Consider the following 24,673-nt stretch of genomic DNA (forward strand, 5'->3'; position numbering starts at 1 on the left):
CATGCTGAACATTTTCCCCTTAATTCTAAACGAAAAAAAGGGGAGAAACCATGTCAGAAGTACGGCCAGTCTTATCTGCAAGTGGAGGATCGATTTCACATCTTGAAGAATCAAGACGATCAACAACACCCGAAGAAGGAAAAATCACAGAAGTTGCTGCTACTACAGGGCTAGAAACAGCGACTTCAACTCGTGTTTTCGAAACAAAAAAGTTTGGCAATCAAGAAGCAACACCAGGTTTTGGAACTGTAGCAACAAGCTTTATCAACTCTCGGGCTGTTTTAAGAGGAGCAACGATTAATTGGGATAAAGACCGACTTGTTGCAGGAAAACTCAACCAGTATCAAAAAATTGGAGGAGAAGCGTTGACTTTAACAACGAGGATTGGTGATCAAATTTCTGCTTTCCATTTTGATGTGAAAAACTTTCATCAAACGGTCGAAAAAATGGGAGGACAAGCAACCTCTCTCGAGCTTCAACTCAACCACTCGTTTTTCGAACGAGCTCAGCCAGTCACAATTAAAACAAACGCTTCTGAGATGCGTGCAGATGGTGTACGTATCCCTTATAACGCGGAACTAGAATCTGAATTTAAAAATCCTGGCGATTTTCTCAAATTTTGCCAACAAATGGGTTATGATCTCCATTGGGAAAATAGCATGCAGCCTTTTCAGCCTGCTTCATGGTGGCATTTCAATTCAATGAAACAAAATCTTATTTTAATTCCAAAGTTGGATAAACACACACTCAAGCTTGAAACTCACAAGGATTCTGTTCAAATTGAAAATGCTCCCGAATTTGGTCGGACATTTTTCTTCTTTAGTAATGAACCTCTTCGGTCGAAAGCTTATGTTTTTGACGAAGCACATGCAGAAGAGGCTTTCGAACTGTTTAGTGGAGCTTTAAGCGGTGGCAAGGGCTTAAAAATTGAAAACTCTGCGTGGAACATGATCCGCCATGAAGGCAAAGTCTACTTTGTTGAAAATCCAGCTGTTGAATCAGCAATGGCGGTTATGGAATCGAAACACTTAAGTAGCCTTGAATCAGTTTGTCTTTCCTCAAGGCCGGTCATACAACCAGCTCTTGATGCAGAGCGTGCGACAGTGATTCTTTCAATGAACCAAACGAACAGTTTTACTTCCTATTCACACGAAATTCTCACTTTCCTTTTTGCTGGTGTCAATGTCCTAGCCTACGACAATGCAGGCAAAGGACTCAGCGAGGGTAGCAATAGCCAAGAAGGCATGACAGAAGCAATTCGCACAGCAGGTCAATATTTAATAAAAGAAAAAGGACTCCGTCAAAATCAGCTCGTCTTTAAAGGGCAATGTGCTGGAGGTCTACCTTCTTCAGAAGCTGCAAAGATGTTCCCAGCTTCTCACGTATGGGTTGATCAAGCCCCAAATACCTTTTCTGGAGCAGCAAAAGGGATTGTCTTATCAAAAGCAAAAAAAGCTGCTGAAGATGAGAGAAATGATAGCTGGCTTAAGACTTTCAGTGGCGTTGTCCCCTATATAGCACCTCTCGTCTCTGGAGTGACTTCCACGGTTTTACCTTCTTATAACGTTGTAGAAAACTTAAGGCATAACCATGGACTTCAAATTTATACCATTGGTATTCCTGATGAAAAAGGTTACGGTGGTGATGAGATGGTCCCAAGCTGGGAGCTTGATGAAATTGAAACAGCTATCCGCCGCAACCCTATGGGTCATTATCTTACAATCACTGGCGGAACTCACGTCACTGATTGGTGGACAGATCAAGATGTTGCAAAAAGTATCGATGGAATCTTTAAAAGGTTTTCCCTTTCAGCAAGTCTTTTCCCAGAAGCCCCGAGAACGTCTGAGGAAGTTTTTGAAGTGTACACTCAAAAACCTTACCAAGCAGACTCTCTGACAGCTAATGAAAAGAGTGTGCTCGCGGTATTTAAAGCTGTGGAAAATGAAGACTTTGCAGCCATCTATCAAATCATGAATTCTGAAGATTCGAGCCCTATATGGCAGCCATTTGGATTGCGAGATCGACTTTCAGCCGAAGAGCACAACCACTTGCTCAATGATGCGATTTCGTTTTCGAAAACGCTTGGGAATCAAAATTTTACCGAAAAACTGATCCAAGCCAAAAGAACCAGCACTATCTAAGATGAACTAAAAACCTGAACTCTGGGTTTCATTCACTCATTCTCAGGGATTTTTCTCTCCTGAGACTAAGCAAAATAAACCCAGAGCTTAGGTTAAAAATAGAAAACTTCAGTAAGTGAGATGTCGTGCTTTTCAACTGGGATGGGAGTCTCGAGAAATTGTTCTCGGAATCCAATCCCATAGATAGGGCACGACACTTGAGGAAGAAAGCGGTCAAAATGGCCCATCCCGTAGCCAATTCGATGATGACACTTATCAAAGCCAAGCCCAGGAACGAGAACGCAATCGAGTTCTTTTGGATCAATCGGACTGCAACGACTGGAGACGGGCTCTTTCAATTGCCAACGCCCTGATTCAGCAAGATCTAATTCAATGTCAATCACTTGAAAAATGCTTAATCTCTCACCTTCCACTTTTGTCAGGCAAAGTTTTTTGTCTTTAGCAAGAGCTTTATTGAGTGGCCAAAGGTCAATTTCTTCCTTTTTGCTCGCAAAAGAAAGAATGCACCGGAACTCATGAAGCTTCGGCAAAAGCTTTTTGATCACTTCTTTCCGAGCTTCGTTACGCCGATGGGGAGAAATTTCAAGGCGCCGCTCAATAAGTTGGCGACGCAATTCTAGTTTAGGGTTCATCTAAAACGGGTCCACCTTTTTCATAAGTGATCCGTTTCATAAATAAGCCGTCCGGATCATAAAGGGTGACGATTCCCGCTCCATCTTCCACAGAAGAAACAGGATGACTATCGCCTCGCTTCATATAAGTTCCCGAAAGGAGCTTATCATGGTCATATTCTTCGATTAGACGTAACGTTCCATCTTTGTACCATGCAGATGAGATGCCATGTTTTTGGTTTTCATACATTTCTCGTTCGCTTTCGAGACTGCCACTAGGGTACCAAGTGCGAGAAATACCATGAATTTGATCTTCAACCCAAGTGATGCAAAGTTTAGGTTGGGGCTCTTTCCCCTCAGGTGCTGGATAATAAACCCATTCTTGACCATGTTTCATGCCATCTTTAATCTGAAAGGAACTTTCTAAACGTCCCTTTTCATTGTAAAGCTGCATCTCTCCTTCGGCAATACCCGCTTGATACTCTTCTAAAGCAAACAGGTGTCCTCGTGCAAAAATAGCTTTTTTCCCAAAGCCATCTTTGACTTGGCAAACGATCCTCCCTGAAAAATCGTGGTAAACTCCTTCAAGAAGGCGTCCATCGCGATAGGTTTCAGTATAGGGTGGGGAATAAGCATCCCCTTTAAAAGTTGCGAGTCCTTGTTGCTGACCAGAAACAAATGTACTCTTTCCAATGATCTGTCCTTGCTCACTATAAATAAGACAGTCTCCATCAATCACCCCTTCTTCGTAAGGAATTTGTTGCTGAAGTTTTCCATTTGGAAAATAGTAAAGAGCTGTTCCCTGCATGAGCCCCTTATCATAATAAAACTCAGCTTGTAATCGTCCTTGCTCGTCGTAAGCGCGACTAAATCCATCAAAAACCCACCCAAGTTGCGCATCTTCTGAGAGGTCACCCATTCCTTCTATGACAGTGAGCTCGAGACGAAGCTTTCCATTCGGGTGCCATTCACGGTAGATTCCGCATGCACGTCCATTAACAACTTCTAAATACTGCCAAATTTCCCCGTTTTCGTGATAAGTTGTCAGTCGAGAGGGGGTCTTGCCCTCTTCTGTACGAGAATAAATGCGCACAACTCGTGCATAGGGTTGCGGATCAGTGAAATCGGCTTTTTGATACATTTTTAAGCGATCAGCAGAAGTGATTGTTTCCTTAAAGCCATTGCGGTCATAAATCTGAATGCTCATGAGCTGGGATGTGTGCTCACTTTGGTTGTGACATCCAGTCAGAAAACCAACAAGAATTAAAATTCCAAAACAATATTTAAGGCTCATAGCGGCTCTCTTTTAATTAAATCCATTTCTAAAAAGTAACTCTCTCTTCCTAACAAAGATTCCCTTTTTAAATCAAAACGCTTGATCACAAGTTGAGGTCGGAAGGGTGGAGGTTCGTAAGGTTTTATCGAAACACCCTCTATTATCGATAAGATATTCTTGATGTCTTCTCCATTTACTTCAACGGGTTTGACTTGAGTGTAGCGCATTTCTTCAATCAATTTCGAGACTTCTCTTCCCTTCTCTTCGAAAACTAACCTATTTTCTCCTTTTGTGAGGGCTGTTAGGCGATTCTTTACTGCAGGGCAGGATTGAAAAGTGGGATGTCCATAAATGACTTTTAACGCATCGATTTCAGGTTTTAAAAAGACCAAACTCTCTGTTGCATGGCTGAGATAGTAAGGGTCCACTTGTTTATATTTTTCTAAAAACTGATTGCGCGATTGGTGCGTTTGCACGAGCCGTTTTGCACGCCATTCAATTTGTTTAAAATGTTTTTGATTTTCTGCTAACTTTCCAAATCGATCTTTGATGAGCATCACTCCAAACAAAAAGGGAATGAGTGAAAACGCGTAAAGCGCTCCAATAAAAATGGGGTTTTGCAAAAGCAACTTTGGCTTTAAACGTTTTCGTTGCCCTTGCCAAGCAGCTTTAAATGCTTCTTTATTTGAGAATAAACGATAACGTATAGACATTTTTCTCTCTTTTCCAGGTGACTTCTCCATCGGGATCTACCCAATTTTCATCCTCTACAATTGCATCGTGAAATTCGCGTGCCCAAACAGATTCTGGGGAAGAAAAGACAACAGTGATTTTCACTTGGTACGATTGAAAGGGTTTTTGAACTGAAGGATAATCCAATAGTTCGTACTTAAGTTGATCGATGACCATCTTTTTTTCACCTTCTTGTCGATTCAAATGAGGATTCTCACTTAAAAAAGCTAAAACATCTGAAACGAGCGTTGGCGGGGTAAAATATCCAAAATCGCTTTTCATCACTTTGATATTGCGATTGAGAAAATGAATTTTTTCTTGGGTTGAAGGAATCCGGGCAATTTTTTCAAGTTTAGGAATGTCTTTTTGATAAGTTTGCACAAACTGATGAATGTCTTCCAAAAATGCTTTCTCTTTTTTTGTATAAATCACATGTCCGACAATATATAAGGCAGCCGCAGCTGCAAGACAAAGCGAAACCCCTTTGAAAATTTTGCTTTTAATCGAGGTATAAACTTCAGGAGCAATCCACTGACCTTGACGAAACTGAATACTTTTTCGATCTTGTTTGATCGCATCGAATGCAAGCCCAATGGGAACGGCGTATGTCTTCACTATATTCGGATCATAGCCGCGGTGCCCTTGTGTCGGGAGAACAGAGTAAGAAAAGGTTTCCCACTGTATCATCCAGTCTTCTAATTGCAACGTTTCATTTGTCTCGCCTGCAAAGAGTAGAAATTGTAACTCACTCAGCTCTTGTTTATGGTGTAGAAAACAAAAAGCACGATCGACTTCTCTTTTAAAACCTTCTAATGCCCTGATTAAATGTGGGTATTGCTCTTGAGAAAGAGTTTGCAAATTCAGGAGGCGCATCGAGTGAACTCTTTCAGATTCTTTTTCCCCCATCCGATCTTGCTTATACGCTGCCTCTAAATCATCAAGACCTATTCTTAAGGTGATATTGTGTTTCAAAGTACCTTGAAAAATTGAGACGATTTCAGTGGTTTTCTTTCCAACGTAAAAAACAATCAGAGCTTCTTTATCTTGCTTTGTGAACTCGGCAAATCGGCAAAGTGCCATAGGAATGCACGAAACCCATGCAGGATCGATTCCTTCTTGCTGGATCACATGTTTCTCAAGCGTTTCCTTTGAAGTGACAAAGAATGTCGCTCGAGTCTTCTCCTTTCCAATTTGGTAGATAGGGCGTACGACAACTTCGTCTAGCTCAAAAGGAATCAGATTTTCTAGTTGGAAAGGAAGTGTTTTCTCCAGGGCTCGCTTTTTCTTTAACGGCGATTCAATGTGCCTAACGAGCACCTTATCCCCTTCAATCCCGGTGACGAAAACCCCTTCCCAGTCTTCTTCAGAAAACTGAGCAGGATGGTCAAGCCGCTCGATAAGGGCCTCATCGCTAAGGGCAGCGACTTTCAGCTTATCTCCATCTTTATAAATTCCAACTTTTTGCATAGTCGATTCCAATAATTCCCCTTAATATAAACGAATTGAAAGAAAAAAGGAAAATTCAAAGAACTCTCAATTTTTTTTTATATAGGCATTTTGCGAAGGCCTGTTTTTCATTCACCACAGAGTCACAGATTGGGCAGAAAAATTAGCCCCACCCTGCGCCCTCTACGATCTCTGTGGCAAAATCGAAAATAAGCCATTTTTTTCTAATCGCACAGCTGGTAAACTTGGCTTCATGTATTACGTCATTTCTGCTATTCGTCTTTTCTTCCTCATTTACACACTGATGATTTTGATCCGTGTACTTGGATCGTGGTTTCCCAATTTCCAACGCACCCGGTTCATGCAGTTCATCGCACACTATACTGACCCGTATATCAACATCTTTCGCCGCTTCATCCCTCCTATTGGAGGTGTGCTTGACCTCAGTCCTCTGATTGCGTTTTTTGTTCTCAAACTTGTCGAAAAATTTTTGATGATGCTGATTCTATATGCGGTACGTTAAGCCCATCAAATTCAAGTCGTTGATTCTCCCTTCCAACGTTTTTTATTCGCCTCTTGCGGGATGTTCAGATTTTCCGTTTCGCCAAATGGCCTCCCTCTATGGGGTTGGGCTCATGTACTGCGAAATGGTGAAAATGGATGCTTTGATCCGTCATGAACCGAGCACTTACCACATTCTCGACTACCGAGACTCGATGCGGCCGATTGGAGCCCAATTATGTGGGAGTAAACCGGAGCTTGCTGGCCCTACAGCTCGGATCATTGAAGACCTTGGGTTTGATGTTGTGGACTTGAATTGTGGCTGCCCCGTCGACAAAGTTACAAAGGATGGGAGTGGCTCTGGAATGCTGAAAAACCCTCAACTCATTGGAGAGGTGATTTCCAATATGGTTGCCGCCGTTAAAATCCCCGTGACGGTGAAGATCCGCGCTGGCTGGGACCAAGACTCTCTCAACGCTCCAGAAATTACCCGGATCGCAGAAGAAGCCGGCGCAACAGCAATTGCGATCCATGGACGGACTCGAGTCCAAAAGTACACAGGTAAAGCCGATTGGGACATCATCCGACAATGTAAAGAAGTTGCCAAATCTATTTATGTGATTGGGAATGGAGATGTCTTTAGCGCTCAAGATGGACTGGCTCTCTTTGAGCAAAGTGGGTGCGATGCGATCTTAGCTTCAAGAGGAACCATGGGCCAACCGTGGATTGCTGAAGATGTCAAACGGCTTGACAATGGACAACCTCTCTTAGAAGTCAACGGTGAAATGATCCGTGACCATCTCCTCAAGCACATTGACTACATCCGGATGTACCAAATCGAAAAAAAAGCGATTTTAGACACCCGACGCGTCGGCTGTTGGTTTCTCCGTTTAGGAAAAGGAACGAAAGCGCTGCGCGAGCAGATCAATAAATCAAAATCGATGGAAGAAATGATTGCTCTCATCGAAGGGTATGATTGGAGTCAAACGAAGGAATTTTGTTATGCTTCGTGAATACCGCATTGTTGTCGCCGGCACTGTGCAAGGGGTATTTTTCAGGGCGAAAACAAAAGGGCATGCCGACCGATTGGGAATCAAAGGAACAGTCCGTAATCTAAAAAGTGGCCAGGTTGAAATCTGCGTCGTAGGAACAGAAGATGAAGCTAAGAAGCTTCTTGCTGCCATGAAAAGCGAGCCTTACCCCATCGAAATCACGCAAGTCCAAATGACCAACTCAACTGCTGAGCATCACTGCTCAGACTTTCGCATCATTCGTTAACCTGCAAGATACAGTGCGCTTTATTTTCTTGAACTATACAGATGTCATTCAGGGCAATCTTCCTGAAAGGACTTTCAGCTGATGAAAGCTTTTGGCACTTCTTGAATCTCATCAAAAATGACAAATCTGTCACTTTTAACTTGTAAAAAGTGACAGATTTGTCACAAAAACACATGAAAAATTCTTATGCCATATCGGGACTTTCCTTATGTGAGCACCAGTTTAGACTTTGTCAAACTCAAAATTAAACAATTTCAAACCTACGCCAACTTTCGAATTTTCTTTTCCGCTCTTTTGAACTTTCTCCAACAGGGTTCGAAAGCTCGAAAAATGTTCCGACTTCTCCGCGGCCCATTCCTTTGCGAGTAGGAAACGAGGTTTTATGAAATAATTTTACGCAATTAAAGTGCTGTTTATATAAATGACGCGCCCGTTCTTGACTGATACACGTAGCTTCTTTTGCTGCCCTGTAACGATTGGGGTAGTGTTTATTTAGGATGTGGAGTTTAAAAGCTCTTTCACAATAGGTAGGGTCTCTTTCATTTAACTCTTTATCCGTAGAATCCATTTGATCAGAAAACACCCTTTTTTGATCTTCAATCGCTGCAGATGTTTGTTTTGCTTTCCACTCATCAAATAAGCGCCTATCTTCGCTCCTTTCTTTTTCAAGTCGGGATGGGTTTAAAGCAACCGTACATTCAGTTTCCACAATTAATACAGAACTAGGTTGCTGTTTAAGTAATGTGTGAAAATCATCACGGGTCTTACTAAGAAATTTTAACGTCGAAAAATCTACAACAACTTTATCGAATAGACCCTTTAACTTTTGTATCGTTTCTATGTTATCAAAATCCATCTTAAGATCAATGCGACTTGCTAACTCATCGAACTTCATTGGATTGCCTTCAATATTACCGTCAACCGAAAGCCATCCTTTTTCTTGAGGTACGGGTTGGTTAAAATCACGACCAATGAGTAATCCAATTTTTTTACCAGCCTCGTTTGCTTTAAGTATTGCCGCGATACCAAGTTGATTGTTTTGGCTCACTTCTTCTGGGTTTTCCGATTCATGGGTGTCTCCTACTGCAGTGGTATCGTTTTCGCTCACTTGAATTTTTTGGTAGGCTTTGTAAAAGTGGTAGGCTCCCCCAAAAGCAAATAGAAACAACGATGTTTTAAATCCGACCAAAGCGGTGGAATACACAAATATTGCCTGCCCTGCGACTCTTTTTGCTGTCCCTAACCAAGAATCACTCGTTTCTTTGCCAGAAGTTGGATGATTTGGAGATAGAATGTGATCCCAATGGATCGCAACTTTTGCTGATTCTAATAAGACTGTAATTTGCATTTTTTAATTTCCCTCATTTTATACTCAAATTACTTCAAAAGTTGGTTTTGGGCAACGCGAAAGCTTTCGGAATTCTTCGATCTTAAATGACCTAATATTAAGAATATGAGGTCATTTAAGATCGGCAAATTACCGTGCTTTGGCGTTGCCCAAAACCAACTTTTGAAGTAATTTGAGTATAATGCGAATAAAATCATGTCAGAACAAAGCAATAAAATCAATCCATTTTTTGAATGCTAAATATAAAAACCCAAGTTGCTACCTAGATAAGCACACTTCTAAATTTCTTTAAATTGTTAATCATTAAATTTTTGCAAAAAAAAATCCCTCTTGGTTTAAATTCTTTTTTACCACAAAAAAAACAACCGCGAGGGAAACGATGCAAAATGCAATCATCTCTATTTTTTGTCACGTCGATGATTTTCTTAAAGCTATTTCTTGGAATGACGAGCCCCAGTCTCATATGACTTTAGCTGAAGTTATCACCGTTGGTCTTGTTTCTTGGCGCTTTTTTCAAGGTAATCTCGAGACCTCTAGGGTATTTTTATATGAACATGGATATATCACTAACATCTTGAGTAAGAGTAGACTTAATCGAAGATTACATGATGTTCCTTCATTTTTTTGGCATCTCATTGTTGCCCATCTTTCTTATCAAGTTGAGCCTTATTCAAAAGGCTTTTTAATTGATAGCTTCCCTGTTTCTGTATGCCATAATGTTCGTTCTAATAGGCGCGCTCTTTTCACAGACCAAAAATACATCGGTTATAACGCAAGTAAACAAGCTTGGTTTACAGGACTCAAAGTTCATGTTTTGACAACCTTCCAAGGGAAGCCTAGGGAGTTTTTATTGACATCAGCTTCGACTCACGATTTGACAGCCTTTAAAAAAATCTACCTTGGATCTCTTCTTAAAGGTTCTATCATCCTTGGAGATAAGGCTTATATTTCATCAGAGCATGAAAAAGCGCTCATTGAAAAGGATCTTCATCTCATCACAGAAAGAAGAAAAAATTCCCGCAAGGGACAAAGCTTTATTTATCACCGTTATGGCAGAAGGATACGGAAGAAAATAGAATCAACGTTTAGTAGAATCTCATCTTGGTTACCTAAGCATATTCATGCTGTAACTGATCGAGGATTTATCTTGAAACTGATGATGTTAATTGCTTCTTTTTCTATCACTTTTTGAGGTAGCAACTTGGGTTATAAAAATAAAATTATAATGATTATGGATGCTAATAGGACTATTCGGACAGCTTTTATTCTTACTTGAAAACTCGTGAGAACACCTCCTAGAAGTGCAACTTCACCATGAGGGTGAGACCATGCATTGAGATATCATCGCTTAAGTTGTCATACCGAAAGGCGTTGTACTCATAGATATTGATCATTTGGTTAAGACGCCACCAGTATTGACCCTCGTAGGCCATTTCGAGATCGAGATGATTTTTTCGATCATTGAAATAGGTGCCCCAACCGATCCCAAAACGCCATTGCACTGTCGGAACGAAGCGATGTTTGTTATCGTCTAGCTTGATTGTGTCATGGGGATTGGCTGTCAATTTTTCACGATGATCGATGTCAAAATATCCATAAAGCAACGCACCGGAAAACAGCCCTTCTAAATAGACTCCTTCTCCTAAGTGCCATTTTGAGTTGATCCCTCCACGCAGACCAATTCCCCAGAAATCACAATGATCTTCTACATGGGATGTGTTATTCCCAATTGATCCCCCTGTATAGCGAACAATTTGCTGTTGTTTCATCCAAGCGTTTTTAACACTTGCAAACGGACGAAATGAGAGTTTAGAACTGACAAAGTAATGACGTCCTAATTCTACATCAATTTGATATGTATTGAGCGCATATGTCGAGCGAGCCCGCTTCACACCAGCATTAATGAGCGTCGCTCCTTTAAGTGGAATTAACGTGCTATTTCGACCTGCGCTAGATGTTCCAGAAGAATGAGGACGATAAAGAGTAAAAGAAGCATATAGGTCCCACTTATCATGATCTAAGTTTTTTCCAATCCCTGCGCGAAGTCCCCATTCCCAAGTAAAATGAATATCTTTTGTGCGACCTTTTAACGGCATCGTAGTCAATGTCGAACTATTACTATAAGCAAACTGTGTTCCGTTTGTGCGCGCATACCAATAAAGTACATCAAATGTCACAAAGTAAACATCCCCAATAATACTTGGATTTGCACTTGGCCTTGCTTGTTCAACTAAAAGTTCGTGAAGTTTTTCTTGAAGTTCTTCTACTTCTTTTTCTAATCTTGTAATGCGTGATGAATTCGACTCGAGAGTGTATCCCGAGGCTGTTTTTATAAAACAAAGAAAAAGCAAAATAATTAAAAACTTTTTCACAATGAACTTTTTTGCAAACTTTTTACATGCTAATTAAACAATAAACAAAAAACGATTTATTTCAAGAAAACCTATCGAGTATTAAAGGATTTATTTGATTTCTTTATACTCAAACAACTTCAAAAATTGGTTTTGGGCAACGCGAAAGCTTTCGGAATTCGTCGATTTTAAGTGGCCTAATATTAGGAATATGGTGTCACTTAAAATCGGCTAATTACGGTGCTTTGGCGCAGCCGAAAATCCAATTTTTGAAGTTGTTTGAGTATAATTCTTGAGCAGCTTTTTCTTTTCATTTTGACCATGAGGATACGAATGAAAACTTCTTTTAATTTTAAAGTTATCGCGCCATGTTTATTTGCAGTTTTAGTTGATATATTAGGCTTTAGTTTAGCGCTGCCAGTATTAACTGCCCTATTTACAACAGGAGATTTTTTTTCGAGCACAACTCCTGATAAACTCCGATATGCCTATCTTGCAATTGGACTTGTTCTTTATCCGTTTTTTATGTTTTTTGGATCTTCTTTTATGGGAGATCTTTCAGATATTACAGGAAGAAAAAAAGTTCTCATGTTGTGCATGGGTGGGTTTTGCGTTGGGTTTGCACTCATGGGAGTTGGAACGCAGTCGCAAAGTCTTTCTCTTCTTTTTGTAGGACGGGCTTTAACCGGGATCACTGCAGCAAGCCTACCGACAACCATGGCAGCTATTGCCGATTTGAGCACACGAGAAAATAAAGCCATCCATATGAGTTTCGTCGTACTTGTTCAAAGTATTGGGTTCGTTTTAGGTCCTTTAATGGGAGGACTTCTTTCTGATCCAAAAGTATTTGGATTTTTTAGCGATGCTTTTCCTTTCTATATTGCAGGAATCCTAGCATTGTTTGCTTTTGCTTGGCTTGGTTTTGCTTTTCACGAATCATTTATTCCAAGTGACAAAAAAATTCATCCCCTGCGTGTGATTTTAGTGTTTGTTCAAGCTGCAAAACATCCTCCCATCCGAAACTTAACTTGTGTTTTTCTCCTTCATCAATTAGGAATTGGCCTTTTCATTCAACTTATCCTTATCTATTTTCAGCGCTTTTTTGATTACACCACCTTTGGAATGGGAATTTTCAATTCATTTATGGGAATCTGGTTAGGCCTTGGATTATTCTTAATTCCTGCTCTTTCCAAACGTTTTCGTATCGAAACGGTTGTCTGGATTTTTCTTTTCATTTTAGGAGTTTCGCAGCTACTTCTTTCCGCTTCCTCAGTTCAATGGCTTCTATGGCTCTTGGTCATACCGCTAGCAGCTTCTGCAAACATTGCTTGGTCTGCTATCTTAACCTCCTTCTCTCATGCAGTTAGTGAAGATCAACAAGGGTGGGCATTAGGAATCACAGGAGCAGTCGTTGCCCTTGCATTTATTATCACGGGGTTCTCTCCAAACCTTGTTCCTCATATTGGTGTTATGCCTCTCATTGCTACAGGTGGGATCTTAGTTGTTTTCAGCTCAATAATTATGCTCTATTACTGTAAACGGTATGTTAAATGATGCCCAACGGGAAGAAGCCTGTGAGCGTTGCATAGATTGTATCTGAACTATACTCAAATAACCTGAACTCTGGGTTTATTTTTGCTTAGCCTCAGAAGAGAAAGTTCTCCAAAATTCTCGGTATTTTTGCCGATGGAAAGAGTCAAACGGTCCTTTTCGAGTCAAAAAGAGTGAAAAGAACGAGAAAAATCCCTGATAATGAGTGAAAGAAGCTTAGAGTTCAGGTAAACCAATTCAATAGAGGTTTTAAAAATCAATTCGCCCTCGAGCTGTGAGCCCAGAAAGGGTGAGATTTCCGTTTGTAGAAGGTAAATCTGTGAAGGAAATCACAGGCTCTGTTCCACGGAAAAGTTGGTTATAGTCTATAAGAAAATGGGTCTCCCATCCCAAATCAAAGAGCAAGCGGAACGACTCTTTAAAAGTCTTTTCCCATCTTGCGCCCATTGCTAAATCAACAAACGGCTGCGTTTGGTAGATTGTATCTTGTGTTGTCGCAGAGAGATTCCCCAATGTCACCCCTGTTTGGTCAATCTCGAGCTGAGAACTCTTGCGACGAATCCAGGACTTCCCGTAGGCAAGCGCAATGCTTGTGTTTGCAAAAATGCTCCAATTAGGATTGATATGCCAAGCGGTATTGATTCCTCCTAATAGTCCAACTGCCCACGATTTTTGCCCATATGTCGAACTTGTGCTAAAAAGTGTTGCATTGACTCTTGCAGGACGGTCTCCATGAACATTGAAATACATCCGAGACCAGTAAGCTCTCACACCAAAAAATGGCTGAAGCGATAGGTAACGGCTAATCCAAAAACTGCGACCCAATCTTGAGTCAATTTGATTGAAAAGGACGGCCCACTTCGCTTTTACTCTGCTAAGAAACTCCCCATTAGGCGTTAAAAACCAGGTAGATGTGAAAGCCCTTGTTCCGAGAGGATAGGGACCAGCTTGCGCTAAGTTTGAATCATTAAATGGTGGCACTGATGAACTGTCTGTGACGCTATTATAGAAATAAGTCCAATCTGAATAAACATCCCAACCATCGTGATCTGTTATAAATCCAAGCCCAATTCGCACACCGGGATCCCATGACCAATCAAACTCTTCTTTTTTTGAAGGTGTCCAAACAGCGCTTTGAGCCGGATTGACGGCATCTCCTGTTGCAACAGTCTTCCCTTTGATCGCATAAGAAAGATCGGTGACACTGCCATACCACCATAAAAACTCTGCATCAACTCTAACATTCCCATTAGAGCCTGGAATCGGTCCAACAGAAGGTGTGATTTCGCCTGCAGGAGACGATTGCCCAGCCCATGCAACAAGTGGGATGAGGAACATTGTCAAAAATTGGAAACAAAGTTTTTTATTCATATCTAACCTGCATCTTATTATCTTTTTTCCTTAAAACTCAAATCGCCCCCGCAATACAACACCGGACATCGTTAAATTTCCCTTTGATGACGGAAGATCTGTTGACGCATTCGGAAGTGTCACAAATGGATTCGTCGTTGCTCCTGTTTGATATGTCCCGTAAAACAATTGACTAAAGTTAAGCAAAAAGTGTGTTTCCCATGCTAGGTCAAAAAGAAGCCGATAGACTTCATCAATCATCGTCTCCCAACGAAACCCTAAGCTCAGATCTACAAATGATTGTAAACGGTAAAGGTTATCATCTACTTGCAAATGAACATTGCGGTAAGGAACTTGTGGCGAGAATTGAATTTGAAGATTATCGATTCTTGAATGCACCATTGTTTTACCATATGTGAGCGCAAGATCTACTATTCCAACAACACTCCAATGATCGGTGATATGCCAAGCTGTATTCAAACCTCCTAGCAACCCAACACCCCATGACTTTTGTTTGAATGTGTTTTTCGAATCAATCTGATTCTGTATAGATGCAGGATTATTGATTCCAGGGCGAAAAGCATCCACACTAAAATGCATGCGTGCCCAATAACTACGGATTCCTGCAAAAGGATGAACAGAGAGACGCGAACTGAGCCAAAAATGGCGTCCAATAGTGAGATCGATTTGGTTAAAGAGAAGAGCCCAATTTGCCTTAATTCGGTTAAAATGATCGCGGTTAGGGAGCCAAAGCCAAGGAGAGGTTAAAATTTTCGTTCCTGGAGGATTCACATTCGTAGAAAAAAAGTCTCTTCCGAGATAATCGGGTACAGAAGATACGTCCGAGACACTATTATATGTGTAGGTCCAATTCGAATAGACTTCCCAACCTTCATGATTTGTCACAACGCCGAATCCTAAACGCACCCCAGGGTCCCACCCCCAATCAAGTTGTTTGAAATCAACAGGGATCAGTGTGGCAACTGTTGGATCTGTTGAATCCCCAACAGGGGCAAGTTTATATTCTCTCGCGTAGGGAAGCTGAGTGACATTTGCATACCAATACAGAAACTCAGCATCGACAATAAAGTCGTACCCTCGCTGCGAAATGGGGCCGAGCGAAGGGGTTATCGTCTCTATCGATGAGACCACATCATTGTTAATGGGAAGAGAGGCTGCACTCCTACTTGAGGATTGAGTGGGATAATTTCCGATCACATCGTTAACGCTTGCGCAAAGAGTCAACGGTAAAAACAATAGAAGGACTAACGCTCGAAACATGGCATAAACTAAAATTTACACCACATGTATACGCCAAAAAGATATTTTTCTCAAAGACTGTTTCAAAACGCTTTTGTTGAAACACTAAAAAAACGGGATGCTAGAGCATCCCGTTACCGTTTTTAGGTCTTGATTTTAGCGAGTTTCTTTTAGAAATCAAACCTAATATCAAGAGTCAAACCGTGGAAACTTAAGTCTTCAGAGTATCTTTCATACTTGAGGACCGCAGAATCATCGATTTTAAGCATTTGGTTTTGTCTCCACCAGTACTCGGCTTCGTATCCAAGTCCCACACCAATATGTTGTCTATTGTTGTGCACATACTTGTCAAAACGTAGTCCGAGTTGAAACTGAACTGTTGGAGAAAACGCATGGCGGTTCGCATGTAAGCGAATCGTGTTGTCTTCATTTCCAGTCCAGCGCTCTCTGTGGTCTACATCAAAGTAACCAAAGAGAAGTCCACCGGCAATGTTACCAAAAATGCTAAATCCATAACCTAAGTGCCATTTTGACTCGACACCTACACGTGGCCCAAGTCCCCAGAAGTCACAGTCATCTTTAATGTGAACTGAACTCACTCCAAGACCTAGATTGTCACCTCCGTTTGGATTCACCACAGGGTTTCCACCTGTATAACGTGCGATCTGTTCTTGATCAATCCAAGCAGTCTTCAAACCCCAGTGAGGGCGGAAAGAAAGCTGACCGCTCACAAAGTAAGCGCGCCCAAGTTCTAAATCAAGTGCGTTGTAGTCTAAGTCATACTGAGACTTGGCACTTTCACAAAAGATAAACAGATCGTCTGGACTTGCTGTTGTCGAAACAATTTGCGCTGCTCCTCTAAGAGGAATAAGCGTACTGTTGAGACCACCGCGTGACGAATCACTTCCATTTGTGTCAAAATATGTGTAATGCAGATATGCATCCCAACCATCATGTGCAAAGTTGTAACCTAATCCAACACGAACACCCCAATCCCACTCAAAGTCGATATCTTTGGTACGACCTCGGATTGGTAGGGTTGCGGCAGGATCGTTGTCAGAATAGGCAAACTCTGTTCCACCAACTTTAGCATGCCAATAAAGTATATCTAAAGTTAGGAACCAGCCACGGCCGTCCACTTCTGGGCGGGCAGTCGCTGTTTGTGCACCATAAGTTCCCATGGCAGTCTCGGTACGCACTTGCTGCATTTGGCTCTCAAGTTGCGAGACCCGAGAGTCCATATCCATAGCAGCAAATGCTGCGGATGTAGCCAAAAGGGAAGCGATGGCGATCGGAATCTTCCTTAAAAAGCCCACTTTCATCTTTTACCTCAAGGGGGTTAGATTAAATCTTCTTTTACTCTAATTTTTCATATAAATGATAACGCGCATTTATTGAAGTGTTTTTATGATTTTTTTTATTATTTTTACTTCAAACCTTATTAAAAGCCCCTTTTTTATCGGAGCCACAAGTCGTTACCGGAAGCTGCCAAATAGGTATTTCTTCCTTCTAATTCCATACCTAAGGGTAATTTAATTATTTGTACAGAATTTAAAATGAAAATTAATTCTAATAGATTCTATTAAAATCATAAATCATTGAAAGTGAGAACATATTCTGAATAAAAAAGAAGCCCTCAGTAATGAGGGCTTCTTTTAATCGCTAGATAGAAATCAACTCGCTTAGAAATCAAATTTCATGTCGAGTGTCAATCCATACATACTCAAGTCTTCTGAATAACGCTCGTACTTTAAAGTAGTAGCATCGTCAACTTTAAGCATTTGATTCATTCTCCACCAGTATTGAGCTTCAAATCCTAGCCCAACTCCAAAGTGGTGTCTATTCTCATGGAAATACGAATCCCATCTTAGGCCCATTTGGATCTGTGCAGTCGGAGAAAAAGCATGACGATCTGCATGTAAACGAATCCGTGCGTTTTCATTTCCAGTGTATCTTTCCTTATGATCTACATCAAAGTATCCATAGAGAAGGGCACCTGCAATATTTCCAAAAATGCTGAATCCTTCGCCTAAGTACCAACGAGAATCTAAACCAGCGCGTGGTCCAAGACCCCAGAAATCACAGTTTTCTCGGAGATGGACTGTATTACGATCCAATCCAAGAAAGTCTGGGTTGTTCACGTCTGGAACTCCTCCAGTATATCGGGTAATTTGCTCAAGATCAACCCAAGCTGTTTTGAGCCCCCAGAAAGGACGAAACGATAGTTTCGAACTCACATAGTAATCCCGACCAAGCTCGACATCAACTGCTTGATAGTCCATGTCATATTGCGACTTGGCATGCGCACAAAAGACAAACTCTTGGTTATTTCCAGGAATAAGGGCCGACCCTCTTAAAGGAACGATCGAGCTGTTAAGCCCTGCACGAGTTGTATCACTACCACTTGTGTCAAACCATGTGTACTGCGCTCTTAAATCCCAACCATCATGATCAAAATTGTATCCGAGACCAGCACGTAGTCCCCAATCCCAATCAAACTCCATTTGCTTGGTACGTCCTTTTAGCGGAAGAGATGCTGTTGGATCTTGATCCGAGTATGCATACTCTGTTCCCCCAATTTTAGTCCGCCAATAAAGCACATCTAAAGTCACAAACCATTTATAAGGGTTTTCGACTGATGGCCGAGCTAAAGCGGTATTCGCTCCATACGTGTCCATCGCGGTCTCAGTGCGCACTTGCTGCATTTGGGTTTCTAGTTCGGTGACACGAGCCTCCCGATCCATCGCAGCAAAGGCAGCATTTGAAGTAGCGATCGCAACGATAGGCGCTATTAATTTACCTAAAGACCTCACTTTCATCCTCTTACCTCAAGAAGCTGTTTATATCATTCATCTAACTTCCTCGTATAAGAAAATTCTGCCATTTCTTAAAGGTTTTTTTTTATTTTTAAGTGATTATTTATTAACGATCGACCTGTTTATACATTCTTTAATATATAAAAGAATCAAAGCAATGCTTACCTAACCTCTTCTAAATTAATAGAGTAGAAAATAAGCTCAATGTCTATTATATATATAAGATAGAAAAATACTATTTCATTAAAATAGTTCGAGCAGGAGCTCCATCTGAGCCTGCAATTTTAATTGGCAAACAGCAAAGAGTATAAGTTCCAGCGTTGATTTCGGATAGATTTAACCCTTCAATCACGACAATCTTGGCCCCAAGGATCACTTCGTGCGTAGGAACAACATCATCAAACGGCGCAATCGAAAACCCATCAAGTCCAACAAGCTTGATTTTCCTTTCGACGAGAAATTTGGCCCCATCCTCACTAATGGCAACATAAGATTTATCAAATTCTAATACCCCTTTGACCCAATACTCAGAGTTATCGGTCTTAATCAACAAACGCTCCGTCCCTTTCGGAATGTCATGTGCTTCAAACACTTCCTTTGTGATCAACGGAATATTTAATGCTTCAATGACCAAAGCAGGGCCTACTAAGATCTCAAGTGGAAGGGTTTCGACACCCCCTCCCCCTTTAATAAAGTGGCAGGGAGCATCAACATGTGTGCCTGTATGGGCCCCCATCTTTATATAGGAGACTGTGGCAATATCCCCTTTTTCAAGCTGCATTTTTTTTATAAATTGCGGCTGAGGATCACCAGGCCAAACAGGCATTTTTTCAGTTAAGGTAAGTGTGACATCCCAGATTTTCATCCCCATAGGGATAAGAGATTTTCACAAATAAATCAACCTACTTAGAGAGTGTCGTCATGACACTACTTAGTTTTTCGGATAAAAAACCCTTGGCTTTCATGAAATTGCCATGCCGCTTTGCTTGCTACCAAGTCATCCCAGATCTTCAGTAGTTTACTGCCAGCAGTTGTGTTTGGGTTGATGGATTCATATGTCGGGGTAGTAGGAAGCTGAGTTAAATAGAGATAAGTTGACAGCGCGATCTTATAGTTCCAATCAGCTGCAAAGACATTTGCCCATAGATCGACGAGTTTTCCTACTTGGGAATTGCTAAGAGTTTGGTTGATTGGAAAGTGCATTTCTATTTCTTTAATAGGACTCATGGTGCTGAAAGAATTAGGATTTGCATTTGGTGAGAATTGAAAAGGTTCACGAGGCTGCACCCCGCATTGATTAAGCAAGAAGGGCGTTGTAAAACACATCTTTTGAAACTGAATTGCCATAAAATTCTCCTCTTCCTCCCCTATTGTTTTTCTTACTTGGTCTTTTGGATGAAAAACCCTTGATCTTTATAGGCTTGCCATCTTTCTTTCATAGCCTTAAAATTCGTCCAAGCCTCTTTAAATCTAACACCGATTTCCGTTGAAACATTTACAGTATCAAAAGTTATTGGATCAACTGGGGCAGCTGAAAAAGTGTATGCCATCCGGCGCTCCATGTACGTACCCTCAGCGTCAAAAACATCGACCCATCGATTGACCAGCTTTCTTACAGTATCATCTGTGAGCGTGGTCCCCTTAGGAAATTGTATCTCTATTTCTTGGATAGGGGGCAAAGCATAGGGACGGTCACTTGAAACAAATGGTTCCCGAGGTGTTATTCCAAAATGATCGAATAAGTGTGTCGTCGTATAACGAACGTATTGAAATTGTTGAACTGCCATATTAGTCTCCCATCTCCCCCTAAAATTTTTATCTAACAATTGTTATCAAATAGCCTTGATCTACATAGAATTTCCAAGCATCTCTTGCATTTTGTAGGTTAGAAAGCGCGCTTATGATTTCCTCTGCCTCACCCCCTTTGAGTGTCATATATAAAGGCGTTTGAAGAGGGTTTATAGTCAGCCCCATTTTTGCTAAGGCTTTCGTCAAACTCTTTGGTATTTACTTTTAATGACTTTAGGAAAGGCCCATGGCAAACTAAATGAAAGTCGTCTGTCAGCTTTTGGGCTGAGACACGATATGTTGCGGAAGATATTGCCATTCTAACCTCCTAAAAACTAGAGACAAGAGGATATCATTCTTGCTCAATGATGTCAAAGAATCCTTCGAATTGCTTCAAGAGGATATTAAGTCTCAACTCGGAAAATCTTCCAAATATTGTTATCTGCGACAAACGAAACAAGTCCTAGTAATGAATCATATGTCACTTCATATTCTTGCTCTTTGTCTTTGGACTTTTCTGCTTTATCGCTTACCTTTAGCTCGGATGCATCTATTTGACTCCAGACCTTCCGGTTTAAAAACATTTGAACAAACTGATCTGGATGCTCTTTTCGTATACAACGGTGATAGCAAATGTTTGTTCGACTATCGATTGCGTATTGGCAAAGCCCTCGTACAACGGTGTTATCCTCTAATCTGACTTCTACAGGAATAGAGTAGACAGTATCTTTTTGGGTTGTCCTGGGATTATCATACTCACCTTTATGTGAAAATTGTGTCCCTACAAATTGGTCGATATAACGAGGAAATGTGTGAACAAAAAGAGCCCATGCTTTAGAACCTACAGATTGATTCCGATACTCATCAGATTCAAGTGTTTTTAATGGAGAGTTAAACCACCGATTCACATGGATAGCATATAGTAATCGAATGGTATTTTCTTGGATTCCAAGAGAATATTTCCAGTCTGCTTTGGTTTGATGGGATTCAACAAGAGATAAGCTTGCTTCTTCTTTTTCTTTTGGATCATTTCGTTCAAAAGATGAAGCTTTTTGAGTCGTAGAAGAACTACTTTGCGATGAAGAAGAACTTGGTTCTTGACTTTCGGGAAAACGGAAGGCGACTTGTCGTTTTTTCTTGTTTTTTGAGGATTTAGAAGAAGCTCTACCACCTACTTTCTTTGACGTTTTTAGACTTTCTGGCAAAAAATCGCTTTCTTGATGGATTTGCTCTTCCCCAATAAGTACAACTTTCTCGATTGATCGAATTTGACCAAATTCGATTGGCGTAGGTAAAAAAGTTTGTTCGCCATATATTTTTTTTAATGAAAGCAAATCTCTTTTTTCCTTTTTGGGAAAACTCGCAAAAATGCGAGAGAGTTCTTTTGAGAAAAAGCCGTATAATGAGCTGAATTGCTCAACTTCTTGACTCAGCCGCTCTAAAGATTGAGCCCAATCTTCAAACTCTTTTGGTCTGACACTTCCTTCGTAATGAAAAACCGAAAGACCCTCAAAACGTTTTAAAAACTTATCATTGGTTTCCTCAACAGTCTTGAGGCTTGGGAAAAACTGTCTAATGTCACTATCCCAACTAAATCTAAATTTTTCTTCTCTTTCTTTACTTAAAGCACAATAAGGAAGGTTCCGTGTGTCTTTTGCTAGTTGATCACCTTGCGTTTGACGAATCAGAGCTTGCGCAAGTTTTTGGACTTTTAAATCGCTATGAGTTAAAAACCTTTGTAAAAAAAGAATTGCCGCTTCAGGTTTATCCCCCACAACTCCATAGAAACCCGCCCCTCGTGATGTATCACAAATAGTCGAACTCCTCTTTGCCTTAAACGAGGTAAATGCTATTAAAAGAGCACATTCTTCTGCTGTCATTTCTGGAGGAAAAGACCAAATAGTGGATCCACCAAATCCAGGAAGGTCAATGATATCTATTCCATGCTCGGTTTTAAGTGACACAACAAGCTCTTCGGTTTTTGAAAGATAATTGTATTTATCCATTTGGGTTCGAAGAAAATCCTTCACAGTATAAAAAATCGTCATGATCTTTTGGAGCCTTTCCGCATACTCTTTAGGTGTATCTTTAAGAGAGCTTCGAATCCAAATAGAAGTTTTAAGGTTCAATGGGTGATCTTTGTAGAGCAGTCCGAGTCGGATCCATAAAGTTTGCATGGATTTGAGAGAACTCTCGTCACGTAAGGGAAGAATGTGAGATTCAAGCAAAGTAGAGTAGACTTCAAATGCCGCAGGAAGAGGTCCTGGACCTTGCTTGAGTTCAAGTTTAGCATCTAGATGGAACGCATTGGAGTTTGTTTGAACTTGAATGACGTTTTGAGTCAAATTATTTATGTTTGTTACTGACATTTTTTACCGTTTTTTCGAAATAGTATACAACAAAAAAATGTTAATTTGCAAATGTTTATACTCAAACACCTTCAAAAATGAGACGTGATTCTAGGTGTCGCATCTTCCGAGAGGAAGATGCGAGTGAAAATCACAAAAATGTAAATGCTAACTTATCTTATTCTTGTTCGATGATATCGAGGAAAGCTTGAAGTTGCTTAGAACGAGTAGGATGACGCATTTTGCGGAGCGCCTTAGCTTCAATTTGACGGACCCGCTCACGTGTGACCTTAAAACGCACTCCAACCTCTTCAAGAGTCTTGGGCTTCCCATCAAGGAGGCCAAATCGTTCAATAAGCACCGTTCTTTCACGATCAGTGAGAGTCGAAAGGACCTCATTCATCTTATCTTTTAAGATCGAGTAGCCTGTCGCCTCATCGGGAGACTCAATGGTCGTGTCTTCGAGGAAATCTCCAAACTGACTTTCACCACTGTCTCCAACTTCGGCTTGAAGAGAGATAGGATGTTGCGCGATTTTGTAAATCTCACGCACTCGCTCAGGCGTGAGCCCAAGTTCGGTTGCAAGCTCTTCTGGAGTCGGCTCACGGCCTGTTTCCATCATGAGTTTTTTCGCACCGCGCAAGACTTTGTTGATCGTTTCGATCATGTGGACTGGGATACGAATGGTGCGCGCTTGATCGGCAATCGCACGTGTGACAGCTTGGCGAATCCACCACGTCGCATAAGTTGAAAACTTGTATCCACGACGGTATTCGAATTTTTCGACAGCCTTCATTAGGCCCATGTTTCCTTCTTGAATGAGATCAAGGAAGGAAAGACCACGATTGGTATACTTCTTTGCAATCGAAATGACAAGACGAAGGTTCGATTCAACCATTTCTCGCTTGGCTTCTTGGCTCTTGTCCATCCACCGTTGAAGCATGCGGACGTCTTTCTTAAATTTATCAATCGTTCGGCCAGCAGCAAGCTCTCGCTTTGTGAGTTTGCGCTCAGCAGCTAAGAGTTTTGCTTTTGCAAAGCGGTTTTTCTCAGCACGAGGAACAAGCTCTTGAATTTCTTTTTCGAGAGCGAGGAAACGATCGTAAGATGTTAAAATGACCTCGCCAAAGTCTTCGGTGATGTTGTGGCGAAAATGCATCCGTCTTAAATAGGCTTGCGTACGGATGTTACACTTTTCGATGTCTTCTGAAAGCTTAACCCGTTCAACTTTTCCAAGATCTTTGCTTTGAGTTTGAAGGAGAAGCTTTTCCAAAATATGATCTTCTTTCTTAAGAAGGTCACACAGCTTGGGTAAGAGTTTGAGGAAGCTGTTTTTGTCTTCGATCTCTTTTTCAGCGATGATTTTGTCAAACCGCTCTTTACCAGTAATCAGATAGTGGGCAATTGAAATAGCTTCACGAGTCGAATAACGGAAGCGCATGATGATTTTTTCAATTTGGATTTGAGCTTTTTCGATCCGTTTCGAAATTTCCACTTCTTCTTCACGAGAAAGAAGAGGAACCGAACCCATTTCCTTAAGATACATCCGCACAGGATCATCAGAACTTCCTTCCATCCGTTTTGGAAGGGCTTCCATTTCCTTTGCTTCTTTCTTCCTTTCCTTTTGTCTCTCAACTTCAGATTGGTTGAGAATTTGAATGTCCATTCCACTGAGAAAAATCAACACTTCGTCGATTTGTTCCGCCGAATCGAAATTCATCGGAAGAATTTCGTTGATTTCTTCATATGTAATGTACCCTTGCTCTTTAGCAATGGCTACGAGTTCTTCGATTTTTTGTTGATGTTGAGGATCAAATCCCTGACTAAAAGAGGATTTACTCATGCTCTCCTGGAGAAGTTTTTAGGCCCTATGGTC

At 41.0% G+C, this 24,673-nt stretch carries 22 protein-coding genes; 6 read left to right on the top strand and 16 right to left on the bottom strand.

Features of this window, described 5'->3' with window-relative positions; genetic code table 11:
• The first annotated feature begins 50 nt into the window (after nt 1-50).
• Nucleotides 51-2,141 carry an alpha/beta hydrolase family protein gene (locus SNE_RS11725; protein WP_013944668.1) on the top strand — a complete coding sequence of 697 codons (2,091 nt, stop codon included), beginning with the start codon at nt 51-53 and terminating at the stop codon, nt 2,139-2,141.
• Nucleotides 2,142-2,233: 92 nt separating this feature from the next.
• Here SNE_RS11725 and SNE_RS11730 read toward each other — a convergent pair whose 3' ends face one another.
• The 4 genes from SNE_RS11730 to SNE_RS11745 are packed head-to-tail and all read right to left on the bottom strand — an operon-like array spanning nt 2,234 to nt 6,227.
• Nucleotides 2,234-2,773, bottom strand: a complete 540-nt coding sequence (locus SNE_RS11730; RefSeq protein ID WP_013944669.1) for a 5-formyltetrahydrofolate cyclo-ligase — start codon at nt 2,771-2,773, stop codon at nt 2,234-2,236.
• Nucleotides 2,763-4,046 carry a toxin-antitoxin system YwqK family antitoxin gene (locus SNE_RS11735; protein WP_013944670.1) on the bottom strand — a complete coding sequence of 428 codons (1,284 nt, stop codon included), beginning with the start codon at nt 4,044-4,046 and terminating at the stop codon, nt 2,763-2,765. Before SNE_RS11735 ends, SNE_RS11730 begins: the two co-directional genes overlap by 11 nt.
• Nucleotides 4,043-4,741, bottom strand: coding sequence for a hypothetical protein (locus SNE_RS12495; protein ID WP_013944671.1), 699 nt, complete (start codon nt 4,739-4,741; stop codon nt 4,043-4,045). Before SNE_RS12495 ends, SNE_RS11735 begins: the two co-directional genes overlap by 4 nt.
• Nucleotides 4,710-6,227, bottom strand: coding sequence for a type IV pilus biogenesis protein PilM (locus SNE_RS11745; protein ID WP_013944672.1), 1,518 nt, complete (start codon nt 6,225-6,227; stop codon nt 4,710-4,712). The genes SNE_RS12495 and SNE_RS11745 overlap by 32 nt, the downstream gene beginning before the upstream one ends.
• Before the next feature lie 232 nt (nt 6,228-6,459).
• Between SNE_RS11745 and SNE_RS11750 the strand changes: the two genes are divergently transcribed.
• The 3 genes from SNE_RS11750 to SNE_RS11760 are packed head-to-tail and all read left to right on the top strand — an operon-like array spanning nt 6,460 to nt 7,985.
• Nucleotides 6,460-6,729: a YggT family protein gene (locus SNE_RS11750; protein WP_013944673.1), complete on the top strand. Its 270-nt coding sequence runs from the start codon at nt 6,460-6,462 to the stop codon at nt 6,727-6,729.
• Entirely contained in the window at nt 6,716-7,720 is a 1,005-nt protein-coding gene (gene dusB, locus SNE_RS11755) for a tRNA dihydrouridine synthase DusB (protein ID WP_013944674.1), read from the top strand. Before SNE_RS11750 ends, dusB begins: the two co-directional genes overlap by 14 nt.
• Nucleotides 7,710-7,985, top strand: a complete 276-nt coding sequence (locus SNE_RS11760; protein ID WP_013944675.1) for an acylphosphatase — start codon at nt 7,710-7,712, stop codon at nt 7,983-7,985. The genes dusB and SNE_RS11760 overlap by 11 nt, the downstream gene beginning before the upstream one ends.
• A 244-nt stretch (nt 7,986-8,229) precedes the next feature.
• On the opposite strand, the gene SNE_RS11770 is transcribed toward SNE_RS11760, so the two are convergent.
• The gene (locus SNE_RS11770) at nt 8,230-9,333 is read right to left on the bottom strand and encodes a hypothetical protein (RefSeq protein ID WP_013944677.1); all 1,104 of its coding nucleotides are present in this window, start codon (nt 9,331-9,333) and stop codon (nt 8,230-8,232) included.
• 379 nt (nt 9,334-9,712) lie between these two features.
• Between SNE_RS11770 and SNE_RS11775 the strand changes: the two genes are divergently transcribed.
• Nucleotides 9,713-10,525, top strand: a complete 813-nt coding sequence (locus tag SNE_RS11775) for an IS982 family transposase (RefSeq protein WP_013944678.1) — start codon at nt 9,713-9,715, stop codon at nt 10,523-10,525.
• Nucleotides 10,526-10,628: 103 nt separating this feature from the next.
• Here the strand turns inward: SNE_RS11775 and SNE_RS11780 are convergent, their stop codons facing one another.
• Nucleotides 10,629-11,705 (bottom strand): Lpg1974 family pore-forming outer membrane protein, encoded by a 1,077-nt coding sequence (locus SNE_RS11780; protein ID WP_013944679.1) that lies wholly within the window; start codon nt 11,703-11,705, stop codon nt 10,629-10,631.
• A 312-nt stretch (nt 11,706-12,017) separates the two neighbouring features.
• On the opposite strand from SNE_RS11780, the gene SNE_RS11785 reads away from it, so the two are divergent.
• Nucleotides 12,018-13,238 carry an MFS transporter gene (locus tag SNE_RS11785; RefSeq protein ID WP_013944680.1) on the top strand — a complete coding sequence of 407 codons (1,221 nt, stop codon included), beginning with the start codon at nt 12,018-12,020 and terminating at the stop codon, nt 13,236-13,238.
• A 246-nt stretch (nt 13,239-13,484) separates the two neighbouring features.
• Here SNE_RS11785 and SNE_RS11790 read toward each other — a convergent pair whose 3' ends face one another.
• From SNE_RS11790 to SNE_RS11835, 10 genes are all read right to left on the bottom strand, one after another.
• Complete coding sequence (locus SNE_RS11790; RefSeq protein WP_013944681.1) at nt 13,485-14,606, bottom strand: Lpg1974 family pore-forming outer membrane protein; 1,122 nt, start codon at nt 14,604-14,606, stop codon at nt 13,485-13,487.
• 30 nt (nt 14,607-14,636) lie between these two features.
• Entirely contained in the window at nt 14,637-15,866 is a 1,230-nt protein-coding gene (locus SNE_RS11795) for an Lpg1974 family pore-forming outer membrane protein (RefSeq protein WP_013944682.1), read from the bottom strand.
• 149 nt (nt 15,867-16,015) lie between these two features.
• The gene (locus SNE_RS11800; protein ID WP_013944683.1) at nt 16,016-17,167 is read right to left on the bottom strand and encodes an Lpg1974 family pore-forming outer membrane protein; all 1,152 of its coding nucleotides are present in this window, start codon (nt 17,165-17,167) and stop codon (nt 16,016-16,018) included.
• Between the two features lie 360 nt (nt 17,168-17,527).
• Complete coding sequence (locus SNE_RS11805) at nt 17,528-18,664, bottom strand: Lpg1974 family pore-forming outer membrane protein (protein ID WP_013944684.1); 1,137 nt, start codon at nt 18,662-18,664, stop codon at nt 17,528-17,530.
• 232 nt (nt 18,665-18,896) lie between these two features.
• Complete coding sequence (locus tag SNE_RS11810) at nt 18,897-19,532, bottom strand: cyclase family protein (protein ID WP_013944685.1); 636 nt, start codon at nt 19,530-19,532, stop codon at nt 18,897-18,899.
• Between the two features lie 56 nt (nt 19,533-19,588).
• Nucleotides 19,589-20,008 (bottom strand): hypothetical protein, encoded by a 420-nt coding sequence (locus SNE_RS11815; protein ID WP_013944686.1) that lies wholly within the window; start codon nt 20,006-20,008, stop codon nt 19,589-19,591.
• Nucleotides 20,009-20,040: 32 nt separating this feature from the next.
• Nucleotides 20,041-20,448 (bottom strand): hypothetical protein, encoded by a 408-nt coding sequence (locus SNE_RS11820; protein WP_041419107.1) that lies wholly within the window; start codon nt 20,446-20,448, stop codon nt 20,041-20,043.
• Between the two features lie 128 nt (nt 20,449-20,576).
• Nucleotides 20,577-20,768: a hypothetical protein gene (locus SNE_RS11825; RefSeq protein WP_041419108.1), complete on the bottom strand. Its 192-nt coding sequence runs from the start codon at nt 20,766-20,768 to the stop codon at nt 20,577-20,579.
• An 85-nt stretch (nt 20,769-20,853) separates the two neighbouring features.
• Nucleotides 20,854-22,818 carry a hypothetical protein gene (locus SNE_RS11830; RefSeq protein ID WP_013944689.1) on the bottom strand — a complete coding sequence of 655 codons (1,965 nt, stop codon included), beginning with the start codon at nt 22,816-22,818 and terminating at the stop codon, nt 20,854-20,856.
• 157 nt (nt 22,819-22,975) lie between these two features.
• Nucleotides 22,976-24,640, bottom strand: coding sequence for an RNA polymerase sigma factor (locus SNE_RS11835; protein ID WP_013944690.1), 1,665 nt, complete (start codon nt 24,638-24,640; stop codon nt 22,976-22,978).
• Nucleotides 24,641-24,673: the final 33 nt, after the last annotated feature.

The sequence above is a fragment of the Simkania negevensis Z genome, from assembly GCF_000237205.1.
GTDB lineage: Bacteria > Chlamydiota > Chlamydiia > Chlamydiales > Simkaniaceae > Simkania > Simkania negevensis.